A 19,666-nucleotide genomic window follows, 5' to 3' on the forward strand; every position below is an offset into this window, starting at 1 on the left:
GCTAATTGTAGCTTGGACATTCCGTTATGATTTACAATGTTCTCTGAGTTTGCCAGGAGTAAAAACCGAGATCCCTTTATGAGCCTCCTTTTAGCCGGGTCTACCTCTCGTGAGACCAGCTCTCTTCGGACCTTGCCCAGGGTGTCGTTCATTAGTTTGATGACGTGAAAGTGGTCGAAGACATAGATGGCATCGGGGGCATTTTCGCGTACAGACTTTGCAAAAGCGGAGGACATATCAGTAGCGACGTATCGCATGCTGACGCCCTCTTTCCTCACACGCTTCCAGAATTCATTTTGCGAGTTTGTGTATATAGCAGCGATTTCCTGACACGAAGCGTACCTTCTAATACCCATTGTGACCGCACTTATTGCACCTGTAACGCTGCACCTTCATATTCAGGAAAAGCTGTGTGCTTCCTATCGGAACGGTCTGAATTCTACGGCGTCGCGAGCCGTTTTTCACACAACCATACTCTCCACGGTGAGGGCATCTGCTCATGGGCTTGGCATACTGGACATCCAGGACAATTTCGCTACCTTTGTAGTGGGTTGCGGTACACTCTATACCTTTTAGCCCCAGGTCATTGTATAGAAAACTGGTATCCATTGTAATTGTGAGCAGTTACATTCATTCATTTTACAATTATACTGGATTTTCAGTTTTCTTTGTTCTTCACAGTTCGTAATCATCACTATAAACTACGTCCCCGAATTATCTTGTGGATTTCACCCCGCAAGATGGGGGGTATAGCGGCTTCCGCACTTCACGCCAGACCATCCGCACACACTCATCACGCAGAATATCGGAAGAAGCTCTTTTTGTACCTCTCTCGGTTCGGCTAAGACGAATTGGTAGCTCCAGATGAAAATTTCTGGTCGTATTGGCAGAGTATGAATAAAAGTCAGAGCCCCCTGTGGATAGGTACTCAGTTTGTTCGTCCGCCTACTTTACTACCGACAAGTGGTGCAACTCTTGATGATTGATGCCGATTTGTATCCCAATGAGTTCTTTATTGTTAGGCTCAAAGAGGAATTTTTTATCTATATTTGCATTATAGTTACACAATTGTATGTAACTGCTAATTAGTATCCTTTTATAGATCAAGCCAGAACACTCGCAATGAAGAAATCAATCCATTCCTCATCCAAGAGGTGCGAGCGACCCCGGTGGATGGTGGGAGTACTCTCACTGCCGCTACTGATAACTCCGACACTTAGTGCGGCTGCTGATGTCGTGCCGGCGGAGTTGCCTGTGGTTCGTACAGAGGTCCAGAGCGACACATTCGTCCTCACCGGTACCGTCGTCGATGATCAGGGAGAGCCCCTGATCGGCGCACGCGTCAGCCTCGTGGAGAATACCTCCAAGGGCACCATGACCGACATCGACGGAGCCTTCCGTCTCCCGGGCGTGCAGCTCGGTCAGACGGCTGAGGTCGCCTTTGTCGGCTACAAGACTCAGCGCATCAAGCTACAGAGCAAGGACGCGCTCCACATCACCCTCCTCCCCGACGACGAGCTCCTCGACGAGGTGGTGGTCGTCGGATATGGCACGCAGAAGAAGGTCAATCTGACCGGCTCTGTGGCTACCATCGACACCAAGGATATTAATAACCGCGCAAATGCCAATGTGCTTAGCTCACTGCAGGGAGCCATCCCCGGAGTGACCATCATCAGCCGACCGGGGTCTACACCCTCGATCAACTTCCGCGGTAGGGGTAATCTCGGATCATCCGAGCCGCTGTACGTGATAGACGGGTCTATCTCGACAGCAGCAGAGTTCTCCAACCTTGACCCCAATGCCATCGAGAGCATTTCGTTCCTTAAGGATGCGGCTTCGTCCTCTATCTACGGTTCGCGTGCTGCCTATGGAGTGGTTCTGGTGACCACGAAGAGCGGTGAGAAGGGTGCTGTAAGGGTTCACTACAATGGTATGGTGGGCTTCAAGAACCCTACCTATGTCCCCAAGACTGTCTCCTCCGGGGACTACGCCATGCTTATGAATGAAGCAGTGCGTAATACCAATCCCGATGCCAAGCCCGTCTTCTCAGACGAGGAGATCGGATGGTTTAGAGACGGCAGCAAGCCCGATCAGTACCCCAATAGTAACTGGTATGATCTGATCCTGCAGAAGAATGTTATGACGACCCAGCACTCTGCCTCCGTCTCCGGAGGTGAGAAGGTGCGCTTCTACACCGGTCTGGGGTATGTCCGCAATAATCACTTCCTCCCGGGACGCAGCAGTGACCGGTATAATGTAAATGCCAACTTCACGACTGATGTCAAGTCGTGGCTCACCCTTCGAGGCAGTCTTAATGCGATACAGATCGACAACGATCGCAAGCTCGGCACTCCCGGGTATACCCACTTTATCAATATCCCCGCTACGTTTGTGGGTCGTCACAGTGATGGATCCTTCGGGACCATCCAGGCAGGAAAGCCTGCGTCCAAGACCAGTATGAACTTCAACCCCATCCGTGAGGTCTACGATGGGTCCTGGTCTAACTCAAGAACCCGCATCCTGACGATGTCCTCCGGCATAGATATCTCACCCATAGAGGGTCTCAAGGTCTCGGGAGATCTCTCGTATCATGTGAGGACCGGGCAGAGTAAGAGCTATGACGCCTCACGCCCCTCGCTTAAGCTCTTTGGCACCGGTGAGGAGATCGTCGGTACCTCTAGGGAGGCATCGGAGAGCAAGATGACCGTCTACCGCTCTGACCACACTCACCTGATAGCAAACCTGGTCGCTCATTATGGGAAGACCTTTGGGGAGGTGCATGAGTTTGGTGCTCTGGTGGGTACTTCCTTTGAGGACATCCGCTACGATGAGGTGTCCGGCTGGAGGAAGCTCTTCCCTAATAATAATCTCCAGGACATACATGCAGGCTCCGATGCACCCAGTAATATGAATGTCGATGGAGGGATGAGTCAGACCAAGCTCTTCTCAGTCTTCGGACGACTCAACTATGCTTACGCAAGCAAGTATCTCGCTGAGATCAATGTGCGTAGTGATGCTTCATCGCGCTTCCATAAGGACCACCGCACTGCATTGTTCCCCTCCTTCTCGCTCGGCTGGAGACTCAGTGAGGAGGACTTCATGAAGGATTTCTCCTGGATCTATAATCTCAAGCTCAGAGCCTCCTATGGTACGCTGGGTAATATCAATAATGTAGGTAACTACGACTACCTCTCCACTTATGGTAAGGGATCATCCTACATATTTGACCAGACTGTGGCCGGGAGTTACGTGGAGAGCAAGCCTGCCAACGAGTCTCTCTCCTGGGAGAAGGTTGCGATCACCGATATTGGACTCGACCTCGGTCTCTGGGACAATAGGCTGACGATGACTCTGGACTACTATAATAAGCTGACCACCGACATCCTCCTTACGCCCAATATCCCGGTGGAGATCGGTCTCCAGAGCAAGCCGAGTCAGAACCTCGGAGAGGTCCTCAATAAGGGCTTTGAGGCGGCTCTGACCTGGTCAGATCACGTGGGAGACTTCCACTACTCTCTCGGCGGTAACCTGAGTATCAATAAGAATGAGATCCTCAACCTTGGAGACTCTGACCCCATCATTGAGGGCGCATGGATCAAGAAGGTGGGGCGCTCGATCGGAGAGTTCTACATGTACAAGACCGATGGACTCCTGACTCAGGAGGATATCGATAAGGGTAATTACATCACCGACGGTATTACCCCTAAGGCAGGAGACATCAAGTACGTCGATATGAATGACAATAAGAAGCTTGATGGCGATGACCGTACCTTTGTCGGCAACGATGTCCCCTGGCTTACTTATGGACTCAACCTCTACCTTGCCTACAAGGGCTTTGACCTCACTGTGGCAGGTCAGGGTATCGCCGGTACTAAGGTCAGCTTTGAGTCAGAGATGGCACACGCTTTCTTTGACTACGCCAATCCTAGAGAGTATCACCTTGGGCGTTGGACCAAGGAGAACCCCAACCCGCAGGCCGTTTACCCCCGCATCTATGACCGTACGGATCCGCATGCGAAGTTTAATCAGTACGCCTCAGACTTCTGGCTCTTTAATTCCGATTACTTCCGGATCAAGAACATCACACTGGGGTACTCCCTGCCACAGAGTCTGACCGACACCCTTACCCTCTCTCAGGCTAAGATCTTCCTCTCTCTGGAGAACTTTATTACCTTCCGTGGCGATCACCGTATGAAGGACTTCGATCCGGAGGCTGCTACAGGACGTGCAGTGTCAGCTCTGGGCGAGAAGACCGTCTCTCTGGGTGTGAACGTGGCTTTTTAACCCTCTCTTGAGTTCAATGATTATGAAGAAATATATAGTATCACTAATCACGCTGGTGGGTCTGGGAAGCCTTGGACTTACCTCCTGTGATCTATCGGTGACCAACCCTACAGATGTCAGCTCGGACACATACTGGAAGACTGACAAGGATGTCTGGTCCTCCCTCAACGACCTCTACAGTGCCCTCATCCCCGGATGTGGTATCTACAGCGATACCTTCTCTGACGATGTGCGCTGTCCCTATCCCTGGGAGAGTGCAGGCTCTACCTTCCAGACCAATGGACTTAGCTCTCAGCAGGATATGGGGTATGACTTTGTATCTGTCCGAAGGGCTAATGATGTCCTGGAGCACCTGGATCAGTCAGGACTGACTGATGAGCTCAAGCAGCGCGTACGCGCCGAGGTGCGACTCCTGCGTGCATGGAATTATGCTCGTATGACACTTGACTTCGGGAAAGTGCCGCTGCTGACCGACCGTCTTGAGTACACCGAGAGGGATATCAAGCGGGATGATGTCGCCATGGTGCGGAAGTTTGTCCTCGATGAGATGCGCGAAGCGGCCTCTTCGCTCCCTAAGTCCTATCCCGGCGGTTACTTCCAGGAGCGGTCTCGTCTCACCTGCTATGCCGCCTATGCCATGCTGGCCAGGACGGCGCTCAATTTCGGCGACTACAAGCTGGCTGAGGAGGCTGCACTCAAGGTGATGGAGGGACCCTTTGATCTCCACAAGGTCGACGCTATACCCGCCGCAGCCGCACCAGAAGTGGAGCAGCTGAGAGGGCTGGTTGACTTCGCCGCCCTGGGGCTGGACGAAGAGGCATTCATCCGTGGTGTCTACAGCTATCGCTCCATCTGGGATGCGGAGAATGTAAGCCCCGGATCCCCTGAGTGTATCCTGGTGAGAGAGTATCTGGCCGGTAATGCTGACTATACGGATCTCACGCGCTATACCTCTATGCGACCCTCTCAGATGGTCGACGGATGGTCATCTGTCGTACCGCAGCAGACACTCATTGACGCCTACTGGACTGCAGATGGTAAGCCAGCCCGCATAGATATTACACCTGCTCAGAGAGCTAAGAATTGGGAAGCTGTCACGAAGCTCTTCGAGAAGTCTGGTGAGTCGGACTTTACTAAGTTTGCCAATCAGCTGGTATCTAACGGGAAGTACTTGGATCAGGACTTCTTCAATGAGTTCCGCAACAGAGATCCGAGACTCTACGCATCCATCCTCTTCCACTTCCATAGAGTAGCGGATACTGATGCAGGCTCCAGCTTCATCTACCGCTGGATGCCCGCACAGAACAACGAGTCCACTACCGGCTACAACTTCATCAAGATGGTGGCGAAGTCTACCGGGACGATGCTCTGGGGTGCGTATCCGACGAGTGAGGCCAATTATCCCTCCATTCGCTTTGCAGAGATGCTCCTGACTTTTGCAGAGGCTCACACACTCAATACCGGCTACGACGACCGGGCGAGAGCGGCACTTGATCGCCTCCGGGATCGCGTCGGTATGCCGCACGTACCGGTGTCCCTATCTCAGGAAGAGGCTCTTGAGCTGATCCGAAATGAGAGACGCATAGAGCTTGCCGGTGAGGGCTTCAGGCTGGATGACATCCGACGTTACGGCAATGAGTATGCTGAGAAGTATATGAATAACGTGCCTGTCGTTCGTCCTGATGGCGAGACCGTGCTGACTATGAAGTGGGATAAGCGCATGATGCTCTATCCTATTCCTCAGACAGCCATAGACGTCAATCCGCTCCTTAAGGATGATCAAAACGACGGCTATTGATCTACCATAAGTATAGACACAAAGAGAGGAGACACACCAAAAGTTATGGTGTGTCTCCTCTTGCTTTGTTTCTGGGCGGTGAGACGGCTGAGGTGCATATAGGAGATGGTTAGTACAGTGAGGAGACAATAGGAGACTCTACGAGACCTTGCCCCCCGCCGCGGTGGTACCTTTGCAGCACCATGCATCGTCCGGTCAGTCATGATAGGAGCATCTCACGGTCAGCTAGCGTCAGAGGTGCGATCCTCAGAGGGTGTCTCGCCCGATGGGTTTCTGTACCATCGAGGGGGGCGGCTTTTTTATTCTTTTAGCAGAAATGGCTATATTTGTGGGTGATGGTGCGATCACGGCACCAGTACCGAGTGGATAGTAACACCTTATCAATACGATTTCGTATGAAAAAAATTGTAACCCTCTTAGCAGGCATTGCATGTATGAGCCTGATAGGCATTACCGGATGCGACTCCAAGAAGGAGAAGCCTCTGACAGACAACCCCTTCCTTGAGGCGAGCACGCTGCCCTTCCAGGCACCCGACTTCGCCAATATCCAGGATGAGGACTTCATCCCCGCATTTAAGGAGGGGATCCGCCTCCAGCGCGAGGAGATCAAGGCGATCACCGACAATAAGGAGGCGCCTACCTTTGAGAATACGATCATCCCGCTCGAGAAGAGTGGCGCCATGCTGGGTCGCGTCAGCAGCGTCTTCTTCAAGCTGGTCTCCGCTGACGGCACAGATGCTCGTCGCGAGATCGAGACGGAGGCATCCAAGATGCTGACCGACTGGGATAATGAGCTTAATCTCAATCAGAAGCTCTTCGACCGCATCAAGACGGTCTACGACACGCAGCTGGATCAGCTCCAGGGTGAGGATCGTGCCCTGCTGGAGTATACTTACAAGGGATTTGAGAAAAACGGTGCTGCCCTCCCTGAGGAGAGCCGCGAGGAGTATAAGGAGATCAGCTCCCGTCTCTCTGAGCTGACGACTGAGTTTGGCCGCGTCATCGTCGATGCCCTGGCCGCTCAGACCGTCTGGACGGACGATGAGGCTGAGCTCGATGGTCTGAGCGAGTCTCAGCTGGCTCAGGCGCGCTCTGATGCAGAGCAGCGTGGCAAGAAGGCTACCTACGCCCTCGTGCTGACCAATACTACCCAGCAGCCGATCATGGCATCGCTGAATAACCGCGCCATGAGGGAGAAGGTCTACAACGCCTCCATCCATCGTGCCGACGGCGAGGGTGTCAGTGGTGCCAATACCTGGCCTCTGATCACCGAGATCGCCAAGCTTCGCGCTCGCAAGGCTCAGCTCCTCGGCTTCCCCGACTACGCCAGCTACTCACTCAATTACCAGATGGCCGGCACCGAGCAGGCTGCCAATGACTTCCTAACTCAGCTCAAGGAGTCCTTTGTCCCCAAGGCTGAGGCAGAGATGGCATCGATCCAGGACTTTGCCCGCAAGACTGAGGGCAGCGACTTTACCCTCCAGCCCTGGGATGTCGTATACTATTCCGCTAAGATGAAGGAGGATCGCTTCCACTTCAGCGATGCAGACGTGCTCCCTTACTTCGAGATCGACTCCGTGCTGCGCAATGGCGTCTTCTACGCCGCTGAGCGCGCTTATGGTCTCACCTTCGAGGAGCGCTTTGACCTCCCTGTCTATGCCGACGATGTCCATGTATTTACGGTAAAGGATAAGGACGGTAGCGACCTCGGTCTCTTCTACTGCGACTACTTCCACCGCGATACCAAGGCTCCCGGCGCCTGGATGGACGAGTTTGTCACCCAGAGCACCTTCGACGGCACGAAGCCGGTGATCTACAACTGCTGCAATTATCCGAAGGCTCCCGAGGGTCAGCCCAACCTCATCTCCTGGGACAACGTAACCACGATGTTCCATGAGTTTGGTCACTCCCTCCATGGCTTCCTCTCGAATAATAAGTACCGCACCATCTCCGGGACCAATACCCCGCGTGACTTCGTCGAGATGCCGAGCCAGTTCAACGAGTACTTCGCCACTGTACCGGAGATCTTTGACAACTATGCTCGTCACTACGAGACAGGTGAGCCGATGCCTAAGGCGCTGAAGGAGAAGATGCTTCAGTCTGTCCAGTACCTCGCTGCATACTCTCTCGGAGAGAACCTGATCGCCTCCACGATGGACATCCAGTGGCATATGCTCACACCGGATCAGGTGCCTGCAGACGCTGATGCCGCTCAGTGGGATCTCAACCGTCGTCAGGAGCTGGGACTGCTCTGGCAGTCCATCGTGCCCCGCTACTTCCAGACCTACTTCAGCCACGTCTGGGGCGGCGGCTACGCCTCCGGCTACTACAGCTACCTCTGGACTGAGGTGCTGGCAGTCAATATCGCTCAGCGCTTCGAGCGTGAGGGCTGGCTCAATCAGGCTGTCGCTCAGGACTTCCGCGACAAGATCCTCTCCAAGGGTCGCACCGTGGATCTGAACAAGGCCTTCACCAGCTTCACCGGTATGGAGCACCCGGACGCCTCTGCTCTCCTTCCCGCACGAGGCATCAAGTAAGGTAATACCCCATCTATGACTCAAGGGCTGTGACGCACCTCTGCGCCGCAGCCCTTGAGCTCTCCTACGCCCAGCAGCAGGGATCAGCCTTATGTAGTCCGCTACAAAAGAGTTACATTTGTAGAGAGTATAACCAGTACCGTAATATAATGAAGCGGCTTTTTGACTTTGTCGTCGTCGGCGGCGGCCTCGCAGGCCTATACTCTGCCTACCATCTCTCCCGACGCGGCTCTGTTGCCCTGATCGCCCAGGGGGCGGTAGAGGACAGTAACTCCTACCACGCACAGGGCGGCATAGCTGCCGTCAGCGCCCCGGGGGACACCACCGATGAGCACTACGACGATACGATCGTCGCCGGTGTCTATCTCAATGACCCGGATGCCGTGCGCGTCCTCACGGAGGAGGCGCCGGCGCGGATCCGTGAGGTGGTCGGTATGGGGATGGACTTCGACAAGGACCCCGATGGGCGGACCGCTCTCGGACTGGAGGGGGGACATCACCACCACCGGATCCTCCATGCAGGGGGAGATGACACAGGACATCGGATCTCAGACTTTATGATCGGGCAGGTGAGGGCGCTGGAGGCGATTACCCTCTTTGAGCACCATGAGGCACTTGAGCTGATCGTCCGAGAGGGCCGCTGTCGGGGGATCAGAGTCTATGATAAGGAGGCGCACCGGATCGAGCCTTTCCTCGCCGGGAGTGTCATCCTGGCTACGGGCGGGTGTGGTGCACTCTTCAGCCCCACCACCAATCCTCCCACAGCCCTTGGTGACGGCTGCGCTCTCGCTCATGAGGCTGGGGCGGAGCTGCGAGACATGGAGTTTATCCAGTTTCATCCCACCGGACTATACACGGAGACGGATCACGCCTTCCTGATCAGCGAGGCGGTGCGGGGAGAGGGGGCGATCCTGCTCAATGATCAGGACCAACCCTTTATGAAAGGGCGTCACCCCCTGGCAGACCTTGCACCGCGGGACGTGGTGGCGCGGGAGATCTTCCGCGAGATGAAGAAGAGCGGTGCCTCGCACGTCCGCCTCTCACTGAGCCACCTGGACCCGGACCGGATCCGACACCGCTTCCCCACCATCACCGCCTACCTCGACTCTCTTGGCATCGACATCACGCAGGAGATCCCGGTGGCGCCGGCGGCGCACTACACCGTGGGTGGCATAGCAACCGACCTGGAGGGACACACTTCTCTACCTGGCCTCTACGCTGTGGGCGAGGCGGCAAGCACCGGCGTCATGGGTGCCAATCGCTTAGCCTCCAACTCTCTCATCGAGTGCCTTGTCTACGGCAAGCGCGTGGCGGAGAGAGCCGAGGGAGATCCGATCGACCTGACAGATATGCCGGATGAGACTACACCGGTCTGGGATCTTGACAGATCTATCGAGTGGTACCGAGTGGAGGGGAAGCCGATCGAGGAGAAGTGTGCCCGGCTGATGACCGCCTACTGCGGCATCATCCGTCGCGGGGACGAGCTCCGGCGACTGATCATGCAGCTGGGTGCTGAGGAGGAGCGTATCCGACCTCTTGTGGGGGAGAATGTCTATGCGCTGATGACGCTGCGGAGGCTGCATCTCTCCACGCTGATCGCCCGCTCCGCTCTCTCCCGAGAGGAGTCGCGTGGCTGCCACTACCGGGAGGACTTCACTGCGACGAAGCCGCAGGGTAGCGTCTTCCACACGCTCATCGACCGAGACGACACCATTCGTCAAGAGCCGGTCGCTGAGGAGTAAGAGCGAGTCATTTTTTTATCATCATACTATAGCACAATCATGAATCCATACGACATAGAGGAGGAGAACTTAGATCGTCTCATCGACCTCGCCCTCGACGAGGATGGGGTCTCGCACGACCTCGCCACCCTCTCGATCATCCCGAGGGAGGATCTGCAGACTGCATTTATCACCGCTAAGGCGGACGGCATCATCTCCGGTATCGAGGTGGCTCGTCGACTGATAGAGACGGCTGCTGATCTGGAGGAAGAGGTGGACTTCGAGCCGCTGGTCTCGGACGGAGATCGCATTACCCGGGGGCAGGACCTGATCCGGATACGCTGCAGCTTCCGCACCCTCCTCGGTGCGGAGCGGACGATGCTCAATTTCCTCCAGCGCATGAGCGGCATCGCCACCGCTACGGCCGAGCTGGCCAAGCTCTGCGAGGGCACTCGGGCTCACGTCCTCGATACTCGAAAGACCCTCCCCGGACACCGTCTGACCGATAAGATGGCGGTTCGTCACGGCGGCGGATACAACCACCGTCACGGTCTCTACGACATGTGCCTCCTCAAGGATAACCACATCAAGCTCGCCGGCAGCATCACCGCCGCCGTGGAGTCGGCTCGGCGATCCCTCCCGCTCTCCATCAAGATCGAGGTGGAGACGGAGACCCTCGAGCAGGTGGAGGAGGCGGCACGGGTCGGTGCCGACATCATCATGCTGGATAATATGTCCACCGAGATGATGACCGAGGCGGTTCGCCTCATCGACGGACGTGCCAGGACTGAGGCATCCGGAAACGTCTCCGCCCAGACGATCCGCGCCATCGCTGAGTGCGGTGTCGACTATATCAGTGTCGGCGCTCTGACTCACTCCGTGAGGGCGCTCGATATCAGTATGAACTTTGGACACAAGGAAAAGGGAACCTCAGACAGAAAATGATGACTCAGGAACAGCTCTACAGCGAGATCAAGCGACTTAAGAAGGAGAAAAACGCGGTGATCCTCTCGCACTTCTACCAGACGGCAGAGGTGCAGCGCGCCGCGGACCTACTCGGTGACTCCCTTCAGCTCTCTCAGGAGGCGGGACGGACCGATGCGGAGGTGATTGTCTTCTGTGGAGTAAAGTTTATGGCCGAGACCGCCTCGATCATCTCTCCGGATAAGAAGGTGCTCCTGCCGGTCCGCTACGCCGGCTGCACACTCGCCTCGGCGATCAAGGGCTCTGACCTGAGGGAGTGGAAGGAGAAGCACCCCGACGGACTTGTGGTCAGCTATGTCAATACCACCGCTGACGTCAAGGCGGAGACCGACTACTGCGTCACCTCTTCCAATGCCCTCGACATCGTCAGCAAGCTCCCTGAGGACCGCCCGATACTCTTCTGCCCCGACCGCAACCTCGGCAATTACATTCGCTCCAAGACCGGGCGCGAGATGGAGATCTGGGACGGCTGCTGTGTGGTCCACGAGGTGGTCAATCGCATCGCAGTGGAGCAGTTCCTCACGGAGTACCCCGACGCGGAGCTGCTGATCCACCCCGAGTCCCCTGTCGCCCGAGAGAGGGACTATCAGGACAATCCTCGGATCCTCTTCGGCTCCACAGCAGCGATCCTCAAGCGTCCCGCTGCCTTTGCTGAGCCGCACACCTTCTGCATCGGTACTGAGATCGGCATCATGACCGAGCTGGAGCGGCGTTACCCGCAGCACACCTTCGTCAGCATGATCCCCGAGAAGCACTGCCGTACGATGAAGCTCATCAGTCTCCAGGACGTCTACGAGAGTCTCCTCCACGACCAGTATGAGGTGAAGGTGCTCGATGATGTCCGTGAGCGAGCGATCGTCCCGATCCGTCGCATGCTCGAGATGAGCTGATCGGTCCTCTCCGAGCCCCCTCGGCCAAAGTCGGAAACGAAAACCGGCCAATATCGGAAACGAAAACCGGCCAAAGCCGGAAACGAAAAAATAACATATTGTTGAGTCCATTGAATCAGCCGATTAGTGGTTTATACTATTGACAGAGTAATACGCGTAAAATAAATGCTACCATCGAATGAGTGAGGAAGAGAAACTTATGAAAAAGCCAATCCATACGATGCCATTTGTAGTGATACTCGGCTCAGCGGTGTTGCTGATGCTGGCGAGCCGATACCTGCTCGGGGAGAGTAGTGTCGTGGATCTGATCGCCATCACCCTGCCGATCGTTATTGTCGGACCGGTCTACTTCTTCTTGGGAAAAAAGCGAGGCTGGGAGCTCTCCTTGGGATCGGTTCTCCTCACCGTCCTGCTGATGGCTGCACTCGTAGGCGTCGCCTCCTTCCTCATCACTGTCCGGTAGCTCCTACGGGCTCGGTCGGGGAGGCTTCCACGTTGGGTAAGTAAGCGATCGAACTAATACCGGTAATAGTGATGACTAATACCGGTATTAGTTTTCACTATTACCGGTAAAAGAAATCACTCTGTAGGGTGGGGGTGCTCTGCTCTCGTACTCAGTCACTTTGCTAATGGACTATTTGGGTGGCTTACTCACGACACGACGGGTGCGCTGACAATAATGTGTACCTTTGTGAGGAAGAAAAAGAAGATCTATGCAGGCAGACTCAGAGACACTACTCCGGAGAGAGGTCCCCGACACCTCGCTGAAGAGGCTCCTCCGGCTCTCCGGACCGGTGGTCATCTCTCTGATGGCGCAAAATCTGATCGGCGTCATCGACACCGCTTTCCTCGGGCGTCTCGGCGTGATAGAGCTGGGTGGCGCTTCGATCGCTGCGCTGGTCTACTTTAGCATCTTTACCGTCGGCTTCGGCCTCGCCTCCGGCACACAGATCATCATCAGTCACAAGTATGGCGCCGGGCAGTACCGCTCGATCGGTAACGTCCTCGGCAATAGCATCATGATGCTCCTCGGCGCAGCGATCCTGGCGATCGTGCTCGCGATGCCGATAGGGCGATGGGCTTTCGGCACACTCCTTACGAGTAAGGCGGTGGGAGCGGCTGCGCTGGAGTACTGGGACTACCGGATGCTCGGCTTCATCTTTATCTTTATCTCCTCCTCGATGCGGTCCTTCTTCGTCGGGATAGGGGAGACGAAGGTGCTGACCTACAACTCTCTCGTGATGTCGGTCGTGAATATCGTCCTCGACTGGGCGCTGATCTTCGGTAACCTCGGGCTGCCGGCTCTGGGGGTCAGGGGGGCCGCCATCGCCAGCGTCTGCGCCGAGGGGGCGTCCCTCATCTTTTACCTCCTCTACATACGCACCCGTGTGGATCTCAGGAAGTACGGTATGGACCTGCGGGATATGCTGCGCTGGGATGGGACTGTGGCACGCTCGCTGCTCCACATCTCTTACTTCCTGATGCTGCAGGCGCTGATGTCGCAGAGCGTCTGGACGCTCTTCTTCTTCATGCTCGAGAGCCTCGGGGAGATGTCCCTTGGTGTCGCCTCGATCTCGCGAAGCGTCTACAACGTCCTCTTCATCCCGATCATCTCTTACGGCACCGCTGTCCGTACCACTACAGGACAGCTGATGGGTGCCGATGCTGCGGACGAGATCGCACCCTACCTGCATCGGGCGAGCTGTCTCTCCCTCGGCACGGCGGCAGTACTGGCGGTGCTGGTCGCTATCTTTGCCTCCACTGTCCTGCGAGTATTCACCGATGATCCGATGCTGATCACCGCTGCCGTACCATCGATGCGGGTGCTCTGCCTCGCCTTTGTAGTGGCGAGTGTGGGGAATATGTACTTCCACGCCGTCGGCGGAGTGGGGTCGACGCAGAAGGTCTTCCGCATCGAGCTGTCGGGGAATATCTTTTACCTCCTCTATGCGGTGGCGATGGTCTACCTGCTCCGTGCGCCGATCGCCGTCTGCTTCACGGTGGAGGTGATCTACTTCGGCATCGTCGCCGTCCGGAGCTACCTCTTCATGCGCTCTGAGAAGTGGCGCGGGGTGCATCTCGTGTGAGGGCAAAGATAAATGGGTAAATTTGCATAACAACTAATCAGACAATACAGATAGACCTATGAGACGATTACTACTGATCAGCAACTCAGCCTCTCCCGGCGAGAGCTACTTGGAGAAAGCCGGCCCCGATCTCAATGACTTCCTCACCGAGGCCGATCGTGAGGAAGTGATCCTCGTGCCCTACGCCGCCATCACCTACTCCTACGATGAGTATGTCAGCAAGGTCAATAAGGCGCTTGAGCCCTTTGGGATCAAGGTCCACGGGCTGCACACCTATGACGACCCCGTGGCTGCGATCAAGAAGGCGACCGCCATCCTCGTCGGTGGAGGTAATACCTGGGTGCTGACCGCCACGATGCAGCGCCTCGGGTTGATGGAGCCGATCCGTGAGGCCGTCAGCCTTGGGATCCCTTACTCCGGCTGGAGTGCAGGGTCCAATGTCGCTTGCCCTACGCTGATGACGACCAATGATATGCCTATCGCTGAGCCGGAGAGCTTCCGCACACTCGGGCTTATCCCCTTCCAGATCAATCCTCACTACCTCGACAAGTCCCCCGAGGGTCATGGAGGCGAGACGAGGGACTTCCGCATCGTCGAGTTTATCACGCAGAATCCGGATATCTTCGTTGCCGGACTGCGTGAGGGCAGTCGCTTCCTCATCCAGGGCGACGAGATCGAGGTGCATGGGGAGAATAATGTCCGCATCTACCACGGAGGCGAGGAGACTCAGGAGATGATGCCTACGGGCGACTTCTCCTTCCTCCTCGAGGAACCCTCTCGAGAGGAGGAGAAATGAGTGAAGGAGCCAGCCTTAGACCCGAGGTGAGCCCCCGTGACACCGCCTGCCAGTACGATGCGGTACTGAAGGAGTGCCGTGGTCTCTTCCTCCGAAAGTTTGACGACTACGGTGCCTCCTGGCGGGTCATGCGCCCGTCGGCTGTCACGGACCAGATCCTGATCAAGGCGCAGCGCATCCGCTCTATCCAGGAGCTGGGTGTCCAGCGTGTCGAGGACGGGATCAGGGGCGAGTTTATCGGGATCTTCAATTACTCCCTCATGGGGATGGTGCAGCTGGAGCACGGATACGCCGATGACAGCCGGGTTGATCCCCAGCTGCTCCTCAGCTGGTACGACAGCTACGCCAAGCGCGCCAAGGAGCTCATGCTGGATAAGAATCACGACTACGGCGAGGCGTGGCGATCCATGCGTATCTCCTCGATCACCGACATCATCCTGCAGAAGATCTTCCGCACCAAGCAGATCGAGGACCATCGTGGCGAAGTGAGCGTGAGCGAGGGCATCGATGCCAATTACCTCGACATGTGCAACTACGCCGCCTTCGCCATCATCCGCATCGACGAGGGGACCGACCCGATGTACTAATAGCCCACCAGCCATGCGTCACCGCTACTCCGACCACCGCCCTGCCACCTCTCCGGGACTGACCCTTATTGTCCGTCTCGTGCAGGTCGTGGTGGGGCTTTTCTTCATCTTCTCCGGCTGCACCAAGGGGATCGACCCCATGGGCACCGGACTCAAGATCATGGAGTACCTCGGTCTCTGGGGGATGTCCGTCGACCTGTCGCTCGCCACCTACCTGGCAGTGGGGCTCAATGTCCTCGAGGCGCTACTTGGCACCTTCCTCCTACTTGGTATCGGTCGCCGCTGGACGCCCATCGCGACGCTTATCCTAATGGTGCCGATGACCTGCCTGACGCTCTACATCTACATCGCCAATCCTGTCGCTGACTGCGGTTGCTTTGGTGATGCCCTCAAGATCAGCAATGGGGCCACATTCTGGAAAAACGTGGTTCTCCTCCTGCTCCTTATCCTCCTGGTCCGCCACTGGGATGCCCTCTACGCCCTGCGGAGTCAGAGGGCGCAGGTGATCACGGGAGCAGCGCTGGCGCTGGTGCTTATCGTCTTCAATATCTACCCACTTCTCTACCTGCCGACGATCGACTTCCGTCCCTACAAGGTCGGCACACCGATCAGCCACTTCTATGACCGCCCGGCGGATGACGGCATGCGCTACATCTACGAGCGAGGCGGGGAGGAGCGAGCGCTCACGACTGAAGAGCTGGCGACTGTCGACTCCACCTGGACCTATGTCCGCTACGAGGAGCTCGCTGCCAAGCCGGCCCGCGAGCGGGAGAGCGAGGCGGACCTGATCCTGCTGGACGCACAAGGCGAGGAGGTGGGACACCGTCTCGCAGCCACCGATGCCCAGGCACTCCTCTACATCACCTACGACATCGATCGGATGAGCGAGGAGCAGCTCCGGCTCGGGCTGGAGCTCCAGCAGCGCGCTCATCACCCGGTGACGCTGGTCGTCACTTCGCCGCTTGACCGCCTTGAGAGTCATCCCCGGATCGACCTGATCCGCCGCTATGGGAGGGTTCTCTTTATGGATCTCAAGATGGCGCAGACCCTCATACGGAGCAATCCCGGGCTGGTCGTCATTCACGATGGCGTCCTCTCCGACAAGCTCTCCTACGTGAGTCTACGCTTCGCCGTGCAGGACCGGCACTTCCTCTCCCACCTATTCAGACATCCACAACTAACAAGCATACCAACAGAGTAAAGATTGATTATGAGAAAGAAAATTGCAGCTGCCAACTGGAAGATGAATACTACCGTCCCCGAGGGCATTGAGCTTGCGAAGAGTGTTCGCCAGGCTCTCGAGGGCGTGGACCGCAAGTGCGACGTCGTCCTCGGCGTCCCCTTTACCCACCTCTGCGCTGTCGCTGAGGCGGTCAAGGGCACCGACATTATCGTGGCAGCAGAGAATTGCGCCACCGAGCCCAAGGGCGCCTACACCGGCGAGGTCTCCGCAGCCATGGTAGCCAGCACCGGAGCCAAGGCAGTCATCCTCGGCCACAGCGAGCGCCGTCAGTACTACGGCGAGGACTCCGAGACCCTGGTCGCCAAGGTGGCGCAGGCCCTCGACAACGGACTGCAGGTGATCTTCTGCTGCGGAGAGGACCTCGAGGAGCGCAAGGACGGACGGCAGTTTGACGTTGTCCGCAAGGAGCTCGAGGACGGGATCTTCAATCTCAGCGAGGACGAGTTCCGCAGCGTCGTCATCGCCTACGAGCCGATCTGGGCGATCGGTACCGGCGAGACCGCCACGAGCGAGCAGGCAGAGGAGATGCTCAAGTTCATCCGCCAGACCATCGCCGACCGCTACGGCAAGGAGATCGCTGAGGAGACCTCGATCCTCTACGGCGGCTCCTGCAATGGTAAGAATGCACCTGAGCTCTTCGCCAAGCCCAATGTCGATGGCGGACTGATCGGCGGTGCCTCTCTCTCTGCAGAGAAGTTCCTCCCGATCGTAGAGGCCTTCTGATACAGCACCTCTCACAATAACTGTCGCACCCCTCTGCGGGTCTCCCGACAGACACCCACTATAGGACCCCACCCGGGGTCCTTTTTTTGTGGCTATGGACTCAGTCGGTATTCCTCCTGTACTCTGCCCGGATGGTGGGTACGCGATTACGGGGCATGATGGGGGCGGGGGCGTTTTGCAGCGGTCTTATTCTTCGTACCTTTGTCGGACAATAAACAAAGAATACTTTTTTGATGAGTGTAAGTCATACCGAGGGCACCTTCGACATGCTCGCCAAGACGATGGCGGGTCTGGAGGATATCCTCTGTAAAGAGCTGGAGACCCTGGGCGCGTCTGATATTATGCCGGGGCGTCGTATGGTTGCTTTTAAGGGCGATAAGCGCCTTCTCTACAAGGCCAATGTCCATCTGCGCACCGCTCTGAGGGTGTTGGTCCCGATCGATCAGTTTGAGGCCACAAATGCGGACGAGCTGTATAAGCATCTGCATAATGATGTGAACTGGGGAGACTTCTTGGAGCCAAATAGCTCCTTTGCTTTCGACACCGTGGTCTACTCGGATGTCTTCACGCACAGCAAGTTTGTCGCCTATAGAGCCAAGGATGCGGTGTCGGACTTCTTCCGTGAGCGTGCCGACCGTCGTCCCAATGTAGCGGTGATGGATCCGGATGTGCGCTTCCACGTCCATATCGCCGATACGGTGGTGACGCTGGCGCTCGACTCCTCCGGCGAGTCGCTCCATAAGCGGGGCTACCGGGTGGCGCAGGGCCCGGCGCCGATCAGCGAGGTGCTGGCGGCGGGGATCCTGATGCGTGCCGGGTGGGATGACAGCTGCGTCCTCCTCGATCCGATGTGCGGCTCGGGGACGTTCCTGACTGAGGCGGCGCTCATGGCGGCTCACGTGCCGCCGGGCATCTTCAGAGACCACTTTGCCTTTGAGCGGTGGCTGGACTTCGATCAGTCGCTCCTGGACGAGGTGCTTGAGGAGTGGGATGAGGTGGAGCCGAAGCATAAGATCTACGGCTCGGACATTAATCCTAAGGCGATCGCCATCGCCCGGGCCAATATCCAGCGAGCCGGCGTGCAGAAGTATATTGACCTCAATGTCTGCCCGATAGATGACTACACACTCGACAATCGACCTGCCGACACCGGGATCATCGTGATGAATCCGCCCTATGGGGAGCGTATGCGGCCTGAGTCGGTAGAGGGGCTGTATGGCTCTATCGGCTCGACGCTTAAGCACGCTTTCTCTGGATGGAAGGCGTGGATCATCTCGTCCGGGCAGGAGGGCTTCGATGCGGTGGGTCTGAAGCAGTCGGTGAGGCAGGAGCTGTATAACGGCTCACTACCGTGCGAACTGCGTGGGTATGAGCTCTTCGCCGGCAAGCGTGACGAGCATCTCCAGGAGCTGTCCGATGCGGGGGAGCTGACTCCGGTGGAGGAGCGAGGCTCTTTCTACCGCGAGCAGGAGGACTTCCGTCGGTCGATGACCGGCTACCGCAAGGACGGTCGCACCTTCGATAGCGACCGGGAGCACCGTCCGCACCGGGGCGGCAAGCCGTACAGTAAGCGTCCTGCGGGTGATCATGGAGACTCGGAGGAGCGTCCGCGTCGCTTCGAGCGCCAGGCAGGTGAGGATGGACCCCGTCACCGTCGCAGTGACCGAAGGGACGACAGACAGCCTGCCTTCAGAGCAAGGCTGGATGACGATCGGAAGCCGCGCCGACCGCGCCGCTATGATGATCGGGAGGAGCGTCCCCGCGTCTTCAGACCGCGTCGCCATAGGGAGGACTCGGAGGAGTAAGACAGGAGGGGGACCCTCCATATGGGTAAAAAAGAGTAGGAGGAAAGCAGACGGCTTTCCTCCTACTCTTTTTTCTCTCCATTGATTATGCCATGGATCCGGAGACCGGGGTGACGCATTTGAGCATTGGGGTAATCATATACCTAGAGGGCTTATCCGTGAGGCACCCGAAGGGTGCTCGCTCCATAGGCATCGGTCATCCGCGAAGCGG

At 56.9% G+C, this 19,666-nt stretch carries 15 protein-coding genes; 13 read left to right on the forward strand and 2 right to left on the reverse strand.

The window, feature by feature from the left end; all coding sequences use genetic code 11:
* Together B088_RS06410 and B088_RS08830 are read right to left on the reverse strand one after the other, a co-directional pair.
* Positions 1-278: transposase (locus B088_RS06410; RefSeq protein ID WP_026170533.1), on the reverse strand; the 278-nt coding region annotated here is incomplete at its 3' end.
* Between the two features lie 67 nt (positions 279-345).
* A complete protein-coding gene (locus B088_RS08830; RefSeq protein WP_025082061.1) occupies positions 346-609 on the reverse strand; it encodes a transposase family protein in 264 nt (87 codons plus the stop codon).
* A gap of 513 nt (positions 610-1,122) precedes the next feature.
* Between B088_RS08830 and B088_RS06415 the strand changes: the two genes are divergently transcribed.
* The 13 genes from B088_RS06415 to B088_RS06475 all read left to right on the forward strand — a co-directional run bounded on the left by B088_RS06415 (position 1,123) and on the right by B088_RS06475 (position 19,455).
* Positions 1,123-4,284, forward strand: coding sequence for a SusC/RagA family TonB-linked outer membrane protein (locus tag B088_RS06415; protein ID WP_245546732.1), 3,162 nt, complete (start codon positions 1,123-1,125; stop codon positions 4,282-4,284).
* A 22-nt stretch (positions 4,285-4,306) separates the two neighbouring features.
* Positions 4,307-6,082 carry a RagB/SusD family nutrient uptake outer membrane protein gene (locus B088_RS06420; protein WP_025082062.1) on the forward strand — a complete coding sequence of 592 codons (1,776 nt, stop codon included), beginning with the start codon at positions 4,307-4,309 and terminating at the stop codon, positions 6,080-6,082.
* 395 nt (positions 6,083-6,477) lie between these two features.
* Complete coding sequence (locus B088_RS06425; protein ID WP_038973986.1) at positions 6,478-8,619, forward strand: M3 family metallopeptidase; 2,142 nt, start codon at positions 6,478-6,480, stop codon at positions 8,617-8,619.
* A gap of 149 nt (positions 8,620-8,768) precedes the next feature.
* Positions 8,769-10,361, forward strand: a complete 1,593-nt coding sequence (gene nadB, locus B088_RS06430) for an L-aspartate oxidase (RefSeq protein ID WP_018107600.1) — start codon at positions 8,769-8,771, stop codon at positions 10,359-10,361.
* A 39-nt stretch (positions 10,362-10,400) separates the two neighbouring features.
* A complete protein-coding gene (gene nadC / locus B088_RS06435) occupies positions 10,401-11,285 on the forward strand; it encodes a carboxylating nicotinate-nucleotide diphosphorylase (RefSeq protein ID WP_018107601.1) in 885 nt (294 codons plus the stop codon).
* On the forward strand, positions 11,285-12,214 hold the full coding sequence (gene nadA, locus B088_RS06440) for a quinolinate synthase NadA (protein ID WP_025082063.1): 930 nt from the start codon (positions 11,285-11,287) through the stop codon (positions 12,212-12,214). The genes nadC and nadA overlap by 1 nt, the downstream gene beginning before the upstream one ends.
* 199 nt (positions 12,215-12,413) lie before the next feature.
* Entirely contained in the window at positions 12,414-12,677 is a 264-nt protein-coding gene (locus B088_RS06445; protein WP_155802347.1) for a hypothetical protein, read from the forward strand.
* A gap of 250 nt (positions 12,678-12,927) precedes the next feature.
* A complete protein-coding gene (locus tag B088_RS06450; RefSeq protein ID WP_018107604.1) occupies positions 12,928-14,301 on the forward strand; it encodes an MATE family efflux transporter in 1,374 nt (457 codons plus the stop codon).
* Between the two features lie 58 nt (positions 14,302-14,359).
* Positions 14,360-15,097, forward strand: a complete 738-nt coding sequence (pepE, locus tag B088_RS06455) for a dipeptidase PepE (protein ID WP_018107605.1) — start codon at positions 14,360-14,362, stop codon at positions 15,095-15,097.
* A complete protein-coding gene (locus B088_RS06460; RefSeq protein WP_018107606.1) occupies positions 15,094-15,684 on the forward strand; it encodes a DUF1599 domain-containing protein in 591 nt (196 codons plus the stop codon). The genes pepE and B088_RS06460 overlap by 4 nt, the downstream gene beginning before the upstream one ends.
* A 13-nt stretch (positions 15,685-15,697) precedes the next feature.
* Positions 15,698-16,885: a BT_3928 family protein gene (locus B088_RS06465; protein WP_018107607.1), complete on the forward strand. Its 1,188-nt coding sequence runs from the start codon at positions 15,698-15,700 to the stop codon at positions 16,883-16,885.
* A 9-nt stretch (positions 16,886-16,894) separates the two neighbouring features.
* Positions 16,895-17,650 (forward strand): triose-phosphate isomerase, encoded by a 756-nt coding sequence (gene tpiA / locus B088_RS06470; RefSeq protein ID WP_026170536.1) that lies wholly within the window; start codon positions 16,895-16,897, stop codon positions 17,648-17,650.
* Between the two features lie 233 nt (positions 17,651-17,883).
* Entirely contained in the window at positions 17,884-19,455 is a 1,572-nt protein-coding gene (locus B088_RS06475; RefSeq protein WP_018107609.1) for a THUMP domain-containing class I SAM-dependent RNA methyltransferase, read from the forward strand.
* Positions 19,456-19,666: the final 211 nt, after the last annotated feature.

The organism is Porphyromonas bennonis DSM 23058 = JCM 16335 (genome assembly GCF_000375645.1).
Taxonomy (GTDB): Bacteria; Bacteroidota; Bacteroidia; order Bacteroidales; family Porphyromonadaceae; genus Porphyromonas_A; species Porphyromonas_A bennonis.

Coding starts and splice junctions, on each gene's coding strand:
- B088_RS06425 (WP_038973986.1), top strand. CDS start 6,478: ATGAAAAAAATTGTAACCCTCTTAGCAGGCATTGCATGTATGAGCCTG.
- B088_RS06415 (WP_245546732.1), top strand. CDS start 1,123: ATGAAGAAATCAATCCATTCCTCATCCAAGAGGTGCGAGCGACCCCGG.
- B088_RS06420 (WP_025082062.1), top strand. CDS start 4,307: ATGAAGAAATATATAGTATCACTAATCACGCTGGTGGGTCTGGGAAGC.
- B088_RS06475 (WP_018107609.1), top strand. CDS start 17,884: ATGAGTGTAAGTCATACCGAGGGCACCTTCGACATGCTCGCCAAGACG.
- pepE (WP_018107605.1), top strand. CDS start 14,360: ATGAGACGATTACTACTGATCAGCAACTCAGCCTCTCCCGGCGAGAGC.
- nadC (WP_018107601.1), top strand. CDS start 10,401: ATGAATCCATACGACATAGAGGAGGAGAACTTAGATCGTCTCATCGAC.
- tpiA (WP_026170536.1), top strand. CDS start 16,895: ATGAGAAAGAAAATTGCAGCTGCCAACTGGAAGATGAATACTACCGTC.
- B088_RS08830 (WP_025082061.1), bottom strand. CDS start 609: ATGGATACCAGTTTTCTATACAATGACCTGGGGCTAAAAGGTATAGAG.
- B088_RS06445 (WP_155802347.1), top strand. CDS start 12,414: ATGAAAAAGCCAATCCATACGATGCCATTTGTAGTGATACTCGGCTCA.
- B088_RS06460 (WP_018107606.1), top strand. CDS start 15,094: ATGAGTGAAGGAGCCAGCCTTAGACCCGAGGTGAGCCCCCGTGACACC.
- nadA (WP_025082063.1), top strand. CDS start 11,285: ATGACTCAGGAACAGCTCTACAGCGAGATCAAGCGACTTAAGAAGGAG.
- B088_RS06465 (WP_018107607.1), top strand. CDS start 15,698: ATGCGTCACCGCTACTCCGACCACCGCCCTGCCACCTCTCCGGGACTG.
- nadB (WP_018107600.1), top strand. CDS start 8,769: ATGAAGCGGCTTTTTGACTTTGTCGTCGTCGGCGGCGGCCTCGCAGGC.
- B088_RS06450 (WP_018107604.1), top strand. CDS start 12,928: ATGCAGGCAGACTCAGAGACACTACTCCGGAGAGAGGTCCCCGACACC.